This is a genomic window from Cupriavidus sp. 01L46 (assembly GCF_056399905.1).
This window is the reverse complement of sequence record NZ_JBFTSF010000345.1, coordinates 1-10,126: the sequence shown is the minus strand read 5'-3', so window position 1 is coordinate 10,126 and position 10,126 is coordinate 1. Positions and strand designations below refer to the sequence as shown.

Below are 10,126 nucleotides of genomic sequence, written 5' to 3'. Positions count from 1 at the left end.
GCCCAAGGGATTGCGCGTGGCCTGGGGGGGCCAGTTCGAGAACCAGCAGCGCGCCGCCGCGCGCCTTGCGCTGGTAGTGCCGCTGGCGCTGGGCGCCATCTTCCTGCTGTTGATGCTGACCTTCCGCTCGATCCGCCAGGCGGCGCTCGTCATCGCCAATATTCCGTTCGCGCTGGTGGGCGGCATCGCCGCGCTGCGGGTGGCGGGCGAGTACCTGTCGGTGCCCGCCTCGGTGGGCTTTATCGCGCTCCTGGGCATTGCCGTGCTGAACGGCGTGGTGCTGGTTTCGCATTTCAATACCTTGCTGGAGGAAGGGTGGCCAATGGCCGAAGCGGTGCGCACCGGCGTGCGCGACCGCTTGCGGCCGGTCCTGATGACCGCCTGCATCACGGCGCTGGGGATGATTCCCTTGCTGCTTGCCAGCGGGCCCGGCTCTGAGATCCAGCGCCCGCTGGCCATCGTCGTCTCGGGCGGCCTGGTCAGCTCCACCGCACTGACCTTGCTGCTGTTGCCGCTGTTGTTCGAGCGCTTTGGCGTGGCGCGGTCGCGCGAGGACAAGCAAGGCCGCATGGCACAAGGAGAGGCGCAATGAGCGGCGCAATGAGAGGCGCAAAGAGAGGCGCAATGAGCAAGATGGCAKCCGCGGCTGTCATGATCGCGGCCGCCGGGATGCCGGGCGTCGCCCGGGCGCAAGCAGCCATGCCGGCTGAAGCTGGCGTGCTGCCGCTTGAGTCCGCCGTGCGCGACGCCGTTGGCCAGTCGCCGGACGTGCAGATGGCCGAGGCCCGCCGCGATGCGGTGCTGGGGCCTATGCCACGGCGCAGTCGGGCCAGCTCGCTGTGATGGATGCACGCCATGAAGTCTCGCGGCAGATCCTGTCGCTGTGGTTCGGGGCACTGCGCGCGCAGCAGGCGCGGCTGGCGGCGCAGGGCGACGACAGCCTGGCGGGCGAGCTGGCGGCCGTCACTGCGCGCCGGGTGCAGGCCGGCGATGCGGCACCCATGGACCATGAGCTTCTGCTGGCCGAGCGCGCCCGCACCGCCGCCACGCTGGCCAGCGCGCGCGCGGCGGAGGCGGCGGCGCTAGCCGAGTTGCGGGTGCGCTTCCCGGGCCTGGGCGTGCCCGGCGGCCTGCCGGCGGATGTGCGCCTGCAGGCGTTGCCGGACGACCCCGCCGATGCGCTGCRCAGCCGCTATGTGGAGGACAGCCACGAGTTTCGCCTCGCCCAGTCGCAGGAGACGCAAGCCCAGCGGCAGGCCCGGCGCACCGACCTGGAGCGCAAGCCGGACCCGACCGTGGGCGTGTTCTTCACGGTGGAGCGCGGCGGCGCGGAGCGGATTGCCGGCGTGAGCATCAGCATGCCGCTTGGCTCCGCGCACCGGCGTTCGGCGGCGGTGGCGGCAGCGGCCGACGCGCAGGCGGCCGCCCGCAGCCGGGTGGCGGTGGAGCGCAGGATCGGCGCCGAGTTCGAGGTGCTGTACCGCGGCCTGGAAGGCAAGCGCGCCGCAGCCGTGGCGCAGGCCGAAGCGCTCGCGCTACAGCGCAGCGCCGCGGCACGCACCGGCCGGGCCTACAAGGCGGGGGAAACCGGCCTGAGCGAACTGCTGATGGTCCGGCGTACCTTGGCCGATACCACGCTGGCCGAACGCGTGGCCCTGGTCGATGCGCTGGAGGCCGATAGCCGGCTACGCCTGGACCTGCACCGGATGTGGGACTTCGACGATTGAGCGCGTCGCTGCCCGGGTGCGGTGCGCCCGGGCAGCGGGCGTCCGGCTAAGGGCTACCGGCTTGCGCGGCCACGCTTTGCCGGATGACTGGCATCGGCCGCTTCGCCAGCCACCTGCGCGCTCGCCAGCAGGCCGCGCAGGAACAGCATCAGCATCCGGCCCGTCGGGTCGGCGCTTGTCGTGCCCCGTTGCAGCGCGAGGCCATGGGCGAGCGCCATGAAACCCGCGGCCAGCTCTTCCGGCTGGGCTGGCGGCACGCGGCCCAGATGGCGGAACAGGCGCTCGATCAAGCCGCCGAGTTCGCCGCGGTGCGTCTCGCAGACCGCGCGGTAAACGCTGGCAAACGACGGGCTGCGATTGGCATGCATCTGCAGCTCGATCGATAGCATGGCCCAGTCGGCATCCGCATGGAGCGCCGCGGCCCAGGCATCCAGGCCCGCGAGCACCTCTGCGCCGGCGTGCTCCGCCGTGTCGAACACCGCTGCCAGCTGCTTTGCCTCGGCCTCCATATGGCCGCGCAGCAGATCGAGCAAAAGCGCCTCCTTGTCCGGGAAGTTCGAATAGAACGCCCCCTGCGAATACCCCGCTTCCTCCGCGATATCCCGGATCGACGTGCCGCCGAAGCCACGCTGCATAAACAAGCTGCGCGCGGCCTCRAGCAGGCGCTCGCGGGTCTGCGCCTGGCTTTGCTCGCGGCTCAGGCGCTTGCGCGGGGTGGGTTGCTTCATTGGCGTGGTACTGGGCGTGGCATTGGGCATGGCGAGAGGGATTGCCGTATCGATTGCATTTGGGACTTCAACTGTTATCATAAAGGATATCAATYGATATCTAGATTTCATATGACCTTCGAGATAAAGGCCTGTCCATGAACTTGCAAACCGCTTTCGTGACCGGTGCCACCGGTCTGCTCGGCAACAATCTTGTCCGCGAACTGCGGGGCCGCGGTGTCGCGGTCAAGGCGCTGGTGCGCTCGGCGGAAAAGGCCAGGCAGCAATTCGGCGATCTCGCGGGTGTGGAGTTCGTGGTTGGCGACATGGCCGATGTCGAGGCGTTCGCCCCGGCCATGCACGGCTGCGATGTGGTGTTCCATACCGCCGCGTTCTTCCGCGACAACTACAAGGGTGGCAGTCACTGGGAAACGCTCAGGCGCATCAATGTCGACGGCACGGCCGCCCTGATCGCGCAAGCCCATGCGGCGGGCGTGCGCCGCTTCGTGCAGACCTCGTCCATCGCCGTGCTCAATGGCGCGCCGGGTTCGGTGATCGATGAAACGCATGTGCGCGATCCCGCCGACGCCGATGAGTACTATCGCAGCAAGATCCTGGGCGACCGCGCCGTCCTGGCTTTCCTCGAGAATGCCCCCGAGATGCATGCCACGTTCGTGCTGCCCGGCTGGATGTGGGGGCCGGGCGATATCGGGCCGACGTCAGCCGGACAAGTCGCGCTCGATACGGTAATGCGCCGCTTGCCGGGCCTGGTTCCAGGGAGCTTTTCCGTGGTCGACGCCCGCGATGTCGCACAGGCCCATATTGCCGCGGCGCTGCGCGGGCGGCGTGGCGAGCGCTATCTCGCGGCGGGCCGGCATATGACCATGCGCGAGCTGATCCCGCTGATCGGACGCACCGCGGGGGTGGCAACGCCCAAGCGCGCGCTGCCCGTGCCGTTGTTGTTTGCGCTGGCCTGCGTGCAGGAGATCTACGCCCGGGTCAGCGGCAAGCCGATCCTGCTCAGCCTTGCAACCGTGCGGCTGATGGTGAAGGAAGCGGACCGGACACGCTTTAGCCATGCCAAAAGCGAGGGCGAGCTTGGCTTGGGCTTCCGGCCCGTGGATCACACGGTTCGCGATGTCATTGCCTGGTATCGGGCGCACGGATGGCTGCCGGGCGCGGCGTGAGGGCTGGGGGCGCAAGCTGAACGCCATGGCTGCGGGGCCGGGCGGCGGAGCAGGCCAAGGTCATGCCGATTTTGCATAGGCTGCCCCCGCGCCTTGTGGAAGAATGCATGCATTCTTCCAGTGCGCACCCGTACTGCAACCCAGGCCCCGGCGCCCGCCAGCCTTACCCTACCCACCATGAACGAAGAAATCGTCTATCTCAACGGCGAGCTCACGCCCCTGTCCGAAGCCCGCGTCCCCGTGCTGGATCGCGGCTTTATCTTTGGCGATGGCGTGTATGAAGTGGTCCCTATCTATGCCGGCAAGCCGTTCCGCCTGCAGCAGCACCTGGCGCGGCTGGCGCGCAGCCTGGACACCATCGGCATCCCCAACCCGCACGCCGACGCGCAGTGGATGGCGCTGATCGACCGTGTGGTGCAGGCCAACGGCCTCGCCGACCAGATGGTGTACATCCAGGTCACGCGCGGCGTGGCGCGGCGCACCCATGCCTTCCCGAAGACGGTGACGCCGACGGTGCTCATCATGACCAACCCGATGTCGCTGCCCTCGGCGGCCATGCGCGAGAAGGGCGTGTCCTGCGTGACAGCGCAGGACAAGCGCTGGCTGCACTGCCAGGTGAAATCCACCTCGCTGCTGGGCAATGTGCTGGCGGCGCAGAACGCGGTGGAGAACGACGCCACCGAGACCATCCAGTTTCGCGACGGGATGTTGACCGAGGCCTCCGCGTCCAACGTCTGGGTGGTCAGCAAGGGCCGGGTCTCGGCGCCGCCGAAGGACAACCTGATCCTGGAAGGGATCCGCTACGGCTGGATGGAGGAGCTGTGCGCGGCGCTGGATATCTCGCTGGAAGCGCGCCGCATTTCGCAGGACGAGGTGATGGGCGCGGATGAGGTGCTGCTGACCTCGGCCAGCAAGGAGATCCTGCCGGTGGTCACCATCGACGGCAAGACCATCGGCGATGGCGAGCCCGGCCCGGTGTTCAAGAAGTTGTACGCCGCATACCAGGAAGCCAAAGCGGCCACGCAGGCGGCGTGATCAACGCCTAAGCGCGCGGCGTGGCTATTCGGCGCGAGCCGGCTACCCCGCAGCGCGCTGCATGAAGACAAGCGGCCATATGTGATAGCTCGTTCCACAAGATTCCCTTCCGGCAGCGCGATCCCGCTCGCCTGACATGATCCGCGCTAGACAGAAATGCCCCCGCGTTGCATGCTCTGCGAACGCGGACATTCAACTGTTGAGAGGAATCGCATATGGAACAACCAGCACGCAACCAGATCGCCGCTACCCTGATCCCGGGCGACGGCATTGGCCCGGAAGTGGTGCAAGCCACCGTCAAGGTGTTGGACGCGCTGGGGGCGCCGTTTTCCTGGGACGTGCAGCAGGCTGGCATGGCGGGCATCGACCAGGGCGGTGATCCGCTGCCGGAGGCCACCCTCGAGAGCATCCGCCGCACAGGCCTGGCGCTCAAGGGCCCGCTGACCACGCCGGTKGGCGGGGGCTTCCGCTCGGTCAATGTGCGGCTGCGCGAAGCCTTCAACCTCTTTGCCAACGTACGGCCCGCGCGCACGCTGGTGCCAGGCCGCTTCGAGGATATCGACCTGGTGCTGGTGCGCGAGAACGTGGGCGGCTTCTACGTGGCGCACGATTACTACATCGCCGTGGGCGATGACCCGCATGCGGTGGCCGTGTCCACCGGCACCAATACGCGCGACGCCTGCCGGCGCATCGCCCGTTTTGCGTTCGAGTATGCGGTCAAGAACCAGCGCAAGAAGATCACCGTGGTGCACAAGGCCAATATCCTGAAGGCGCTGACCGGCATCTTCCTGGAGGCCGCGCGCGAGGTGGCGCAGGACTACGTTGGCCGCGTGGAGATGGATGATCGCATCGTCGATGCCTGCGCCATGCAGCTCGTGCTCAATCCCTGGCAGTTCGACATGCTGCTTTGTACCAACCTGTTCGGCGACATCCTGTCCGATCAGATCGCCGGCCTTGTCGGCGGGCTGGGCATGGCGCCGGGCGCCAATATCGGCGAGACGGCAGCCATCTTCGAAGCCGTGCACGGCTCCGCGCCGGACATCGCCGGCAAGGGCATCGCCAACCCGATCTCGCTGATGCTGGCCGCCGGCCTGATGCTCGAGCATGTGGGCCGCCAGGACCTGGCGGCGCGGCTGCGCCAGGCGATCGACCTGGCGCTCAACCAGGACCAGGTGAAAACCGGCGACCTCAAGGGCTCGGCCTCGACCTTGCAGTTYGCCGAGACGGTGATCAAGCGGCTGGGGTGACCGCGCGGCGAGCGTCCCGGCCTGCGCCGGGCAGCTTACTACTACCTCTGCCATTCCCCACAGCGGCAGGGCGGAGCAACCCCGATAGCCTGAACGCACCCACTTGCGTACGATGTCTGCGCCGCAACCGTCACTCCCGATACGGCCGGCGTTAACCGAGGGCTTGGCATGCAGACATCGGAACCCTACCTCCACTTTCGTCTCGATTCGAATGACGATCACAAGATCGAGGTCCACCGCTGGCAGGGCGGCGTCGCGCCGCGTGCCGTGGTCCAGATCGCGCATGGCATGGGCGAGCATGCGCTGCGTTACCGGCCCCTGGCCGACGCGCTGGTGCGCGCGGGCTACGTGGTCTACGCCAGCGAGCATCGCGGACACGGCGCCGATGCAGCCGCGCAGGACAAGCTTGGCGACTTCGGCCCGCGTGGCTTCGCCGCGCTGGCGGACGACATGGCCGTGCTCAGCCGGCACGCACGCGCGCAGCATCCCGGGGTGCCGCTGATCCTGTTTGGCCACAGCATGGGCTCGTTCGCAGCGCAGTGCTACCTGGTTGCGCACAGCGATCTGCTCGACGGCGTGTCGCTGTCGGGTACCACCGCGGTGGATCTGATGCTGGCAGCGGCGCAGGCGGGATTCAAGCTGGAAGACATGAACGCCGGGGTGCCGGATGGCCGCACGCCATTCGACTGGCTCAGCCGCGACCCCGCCCAGGTGGATGCGTATCTGGCCGATCCGTTGTGCGGGTTCACCGTGACGCCGGCATCGCGCGCCTCGATGTTCACCGAGTGCGCGCGCCTGGCTACCGCGCGGCAGGGCAGGCCGATGTGTCGTCCCACGTGTTCGGCGGGGCGCGGCATGAAACGTTGAACGAGACCAACCGCGAKGAAGTGGTCGCGGTGTTCATCGCGTGGATCGAGCGGGTAGTGTCCAGCCGCTGAATTGCTGATTTGCCGATGGCGCTAGGCTAGCAGCCGCGCCTCGGTCAGCGCCTGCAACTCGCCGAAGGTCATGCCCTCGGCCATGGCCTCCACGCGCAAGCCGCTGGGCGTCACGCGCATCACCGCCAGGTCGGTATAGATGCGGCTGACCACACCGCTTGCCGTCAACGGCAGCGTGCAGCGGTGCAACAGGCGCGGGCGAGCGTCGCGCGTGGTGTGTTCCATCAGCACCCAGACCTCGCGCGCGCCGAAGGCCAGCTCCATGGCGCCGCCCACCGCGGGCGGCGTGTTCGGGTCGCCGCGGCTCCAGTTGGCCAGGTCGCCGTTCTCCGCCACTTCGTAGGCGCCAAGGATGGCCAGATCCAGGTGGCCGCCGCGCATCATCGCGAAGCTCAGCGCGGAATCGAAGATGGCCGCGCCAGGCTGCAGCGTCACCGGCTGCTTGCTGGCATTGATCAGGTCCGGGTTCTCCTGCCCCAGCGGCGGGCGTGGCCCGAGATGCAGGATGCCGTTTTCGCTATGCAGGAAGACCTCGCGCTCCCGCGGGATCATGTCGCCGACCAGCGTCGGCAGGCCGATGCCCAGGTTGACGTAGGCGCCCGGCCGGATGTCCTGCGCCGCGCGCCGGGCGATCTGTTCCCTGTTCCATCGCTTCATGGCTGGCTCCCGGCTTGTGGCTTGTTGGCGTTAGCGGTGACGACGCGGTGGACAAAGATGCCGGGCGTCACGATATGTTCGGGGTTCATCGCGCCGGCCTCGACCATCGCCTCCACCTCCGCCACCACCACGCGCGCCGCCGTGGCCATGATGGGGTTGAAGTTGCGGCCCGCCAGGTGATAGTCCAGGTTGCCAAGGCGATCCGCATGGCGTGCGCGAATCAGCGCAAAGTCCGCATGCAGCGGCAGCTCCAGCACGTGCGGCACACCGTTGATCTCCCGCGTGTCCTTGCCTTGGGCAAGGATCGTCCCGGCCGTGATGGGGCAGTAGAAGCCGCCCAGCCCGGCTCCGGCGCAGCGAATGCGCTCCACCAGCGTGCCCTGCGCCACCAGCTCCAGCTCGATCTCGCCGCGCCGGTAAGCGTCGCGGAACGCCGTGGCGCCCGCTGTCAGCGGGTAGGAGCAGACCAGCTTGCGCATGCGCCGGGCTTCGATCAGGCTCGCCACGCCTTCGCCGTCGTAGCCGGCGTTGTTGGAGATCACCGTGAGATCCCGCGCGCCGTGCGCCAGCACTGCGGCGATCAGGCCGTCGGGCAGGCCCGCGCTGCCGAAGCCGCCCACCATCACGGTGGCGCCGTCGCGCAGGTCGGCGATGGCCTCTGCGCAGCTTGCTACCCGTTTGTTGACCAATCCCATGCCCGACTTGCTCCCGATACGTGACGCGGCGCAGCCGCCAAGTCATGCATCATGCGGCGCAGGCTTTGATAGGTTCAAGTGCGCAAAGCTTAATTGTTGATAAGCTGCGCTTATATTGAAAGCGGGCTATCGCGATGAACCTCGAACTCCGACACTACCGATACTTTGCCGCGCTGGCCGAGGAGCTGCACTTTGGCCKCGCGGCGGAGCGCCTGGGCATATCGCAGCCGGCGTTGAGCCAGCAGTTCCGGTGGATCGAACAAGAGGCGGGCGCGCCGCTGCTCTCGCGCAGCAAGCGCCGCATTGCGCTGACCGAGGTGGGTGCCGTTTTTTACGAGGAAGCAATGGGTGTGCTGCGCCAGGTCCAGCATGCCGGGCTGGTCACGGCCAGTGCCAGCCGGGGTGATGTCGGCGGCGCTGCCATCGGGTATGTGGCGTCGGCCGCGTTGTCAGGCTTGCTGCCAAGGCTCGTCTATCGTTTTCGCCAGGATCATCCGGCCGTGCGGCTTGCCATGCGGGAGATGGACATGCCGGCCCAGCTCGAAGCGGTGGCACGTGGCGAACTCGATATCGGCTTTATCCGGCCACCGCTGCGGTCCCTGCCAGAAGGGCTGGCCTTGTTCGACATCGCGTCCGAAGCCGTCGTGGTGGCCTTGCACGCCACCCATGCGCTGGCTGGCCGCGCCCGCGTCGACGTAGCCACGCTGCGCGACGAGACCTTTATCTGCACGCATACCGAGCACGGTACGGGCTTCTACGCCATCACGCTCGCCATCTGCGGCAATGCCGGCTTCCAGCCACGCGTAGAGGCTTTGTCGACCCAGATGGCTACCATCATCAGCATGGTGGCGGCCGGGTTTGGCGTGGCGCTGATCCCCGCCTCGATGCGCGCGTTCGCCCCGCCCGACGTGGTATTCAAGCCGCTGGCCCGCAACGACGTGGTGTCGCAACTGGCCGTGGTCCATCGCAAGAACGAGCGCTCGCCTACGGTGCTGAGGCTGATCGAGCGCTGCCGCGAGGCGAAGGGGGCAGAGCGGCAGCCAGAGTAAATCGTGCGGCAAGCCTTCTAGCCTTATAGCTTTATAGCCCTATGCCAGTCCGCATCTGCCGCGCCACCGCCGCCGCTTATTTCTTGAAGCGCGTGGCTTCCGCCTGCGTGACAGAGCCTGCGTCGGCGCCGTTGAGGTCCACTCGCGCAGCGCCTTCCGTGAGACATGCCTTGTAACGGGTCCCGCGGCACCAGGTCTTGATGGCTTCGCGCAACTCCGCCTCTTGCAAGCCCAGCTCGCTAGCGTAGCCAAGCAGATCGTCGAAGATGCCGACTTTCAACGCTCGCTTTGGCGCAGGGTTCTTAGGGAAGGCCAGGGGGAAGCGCTTTTGAAGCCGCCCGATGTTCCGTACAACAGGATCCACCGGTTTCGACTGGGCMGCTTGCGCGGATGGGCGGGCGCGTGTGGGCTTGGCCGCCGGCTTGGGTTTGGCCTGTTGCGCCAGCTGCGCTTTCAGCGCAGCAAGTTGTTCGAATCCCATAGTGTTCTGTTGTGAAGAGGTGAGGAGTGAAGGCGAATTTTAGCGGAAGCCGGTCAGCCCCGAGGTTTGATGCTCGATTGTGCGCTTTGGGGCGCTTTTTTTGTGCCGACTAAATTTTCCAGAAAAGACTTGCCAGCACCGTGCCGACAGCTTAGTATTCGCCCCCTTCCGCAGTACAACGCTCAGCTGCAAAGCAGACGGGCGAAGGTTGCGGGGATGGCAGGAAAGGTGAGAAGAGCGCGTAGCGAATCTAACCCGAGCAAGAAAAGATTAAAAAAGTATTGATGAAACGCAGATAATTCTTTATAGTCTCGTTCCTTCGCTGCAGACAAAAGCAGCGACGCGGCAAGCAAAGCGAACCGTGGCCAGTTCTTTAACAAACAAACAACCGATAAGTGTGGGC

General features: G+C 66.8%; 11 protein-coding genes and 1 pseudogene. 7 read left to right on the top strand and 5 right to left on the bottom strand.

What is annotated here, in order from left to right; genetic code table 11:
- On the top strand, nt 1–592 hold a 592-nt coding region (locus AC1DS3_RS33800), incomplete at its 5' end, for an efflux RND transporter permease subunit (protein WP_477128879.1).
- Between the two features lie 32 nt (nt 593–624).
- A pseudogene (locus AC1DS3_RS33795) lies at nt 625–1,727 on the top strand (TolC family protein).
- A 53-nt stretch (nt 1,728–1,780) separates the two neighbouring features.
- Here the strand turns inward: AC1DS3_RS33795 and AC1DS3_RS33790 are convergent.
- Complete coding sequence (locus tag AC1DS3_RS33790; protein ID WP_441640437.1) at nt 1,781–2,455, bottom strand: TetR/AcrR family transcriptional regulator; 675 nt, start codon at nt 2,453–2,455, stop codon at nt 1,781–1,783.
- 137 nt (nt 2,456–2,592) lie between these two features.
- On the opposite strand from AC1DS3_RS33790, the gene AC1DS3_RS33785 reads away from it, so the two are divergent.
- The 4 genes from AC1DS3_RS33785 (at nt 2,593) to AC1DS3_RS33770 (ending at nt 6,770) form a co-directional block, all read left to right on the top strand.
- Nucleotides 2,593–3,621, top strand: a complete 1,029-nt coding sequence (locus tag AC1DS3_RS33785; protein WP_441640438.1) for an SDR family oxidoreductase — start codon at nt 2,593–2,595, stop codon at nt 3,619–3,621.
- Nucleotides 3,622–3,798: 177 nt separating this feature from the next.
- On the top strand, nt 3,799–4,656 hold the full coding sequence (locus AC1DS3_RS33780) for a D-amino acid aminotransferase (RefSeq protein WP_441640439.1): 858 nt from the start codon (nt 3,799–3,801) through the stop codon (nt 4,654–4,656).
- Nucleotides 4,657–4,871: 215 nt separating this feature from the next.
- A complete protein-coding gene (locus AC1DS3_RS33775; protein ID WP_441640440.1) occupies nt 4,872–5,903 on the top strand; it encodes an isocitrate/isopropylmalate dehydrogenase family protein in 1,032 nt (343 codons plus the stop codon).
- Between the two features lie 168 nt (nt 5,904–6,071).
- Nucleotides 6,072–6,770: an alpha/beta fold hydrolase gene (locus AC1DS3_RS33770; RefSeq protein ID WP_477128878.1), complete on the top strand. Its 699-nt coding sequence runs from the start codon at nt 6,072–6,074 to the stop codon at nt 6,768–6,770.
- A 92-nt stretch (nt 6,771–6,862) separates the two neighbouring features.
- Here AC1DS3_RS33770 and AC1DS3_RS33765 read toward each other — a convergent pair whose 3' ends face one another.
- Entirely contained in the window at nt 6,863–7,498 is a 636-nt protein-coding gene (locus AC1DS3_RS33765) for a 3-oxoacid CoA-transferase subunit B (RefSeq protein ID WP_441640442.1), read from the bottom strand.
- A complete protein-coding gene (locus AC1DS3_RS33760) occupies nt 7,495–8,187 on the bottom strand; it encodes a 3-oxoacid CoA-transferase subunit A (protein WP_441640445.1) in 693 nt (230 codons plus the stop codon). The genes AC1DS3_RS33765 and AC1DS3_RS33760 overlap by 4 nt, the downstream gene beginning before the upstream one ends.
- A 140-nt stretch (nt 8,188–8,327) precedes the next feature.
- Here AC1DS3_RS33760 and AC1DS3_RS33755 point away from each other — a divergent pair, with 140 nt between their 5' ends.
- Nucleotides 8,328–9,242 carry a LysR family transcriptional regulator gene (locus tag AC1DS3_RS33755; protein WP_477128877.1) on the top strand — a complete coding sequence of 305 codons (915 nt, stop codon included), beginning with the start codon at nt 8,328–8,330 and terminating at the stop codon, nt 9,240–9,242.
- 76 nt (nt 9,243–9,318) lie between these two features.
- On the opposite strand, the gene AC1DS3_RS33750 is transcribed toward AC1DS3_RS33755, so the two are convergent.
- Both AC1DS3_RS33750 and AC1DS3_RS33745 read right to left on the bottom strand, forming a co-directional pair.
- Nucleotides 9,319–9,723 (bottom strand): ProQ/FinO family protein, encoded by a 405-nt coding sequence (locus AC1DS3_RS33750; RefSeq protein WP_174426743.1) that lies wholly within the window; start codon nt 9,721–9,723, stop codon nt 9,319–9,321.
- Nucleotides 9,724–9,905: 182 nt separating this feature from the next.
- A partial coding sequence (locus AC1DS3_RS33745) for a hypothetical protein (protein ID WP_477128876.1) occupies nt 9,906–10,126 on the bottom strand: 221 nt, incomplete at its 5' end.

Coding starts and splice junctions, on each gene's coding strand:
- AC1DS3_RS33785 (WP_441640438.1), top strand. CDS start 2,593: ATGAACTTGCAAACCGCTTTCGTGACCGGTGCCACCGGTCTGCTCGGC.
- AC1DS3_RS33780 (WP_441640439.1), top strand. CDS start 3,799: ATGAACGAAGAAATCGTCTATCTCAACGGCGAGCTCACGCCCCTGTCC.
- AC1DS3_RS33770 (WP_477128878.1), top strand. CDS start 6,072: ATGCAGACATCGGAACCCTACCTCCACTTTCGTCTCGATTCGAATGAC.
- AC1DS3_RS33765 (WP_441640442.1), bottom strand. CDS start 7,498: ATGAAGCGATGGAACAGGGAACAGATCGCCCGGCGCGCGGCGCAGGAC.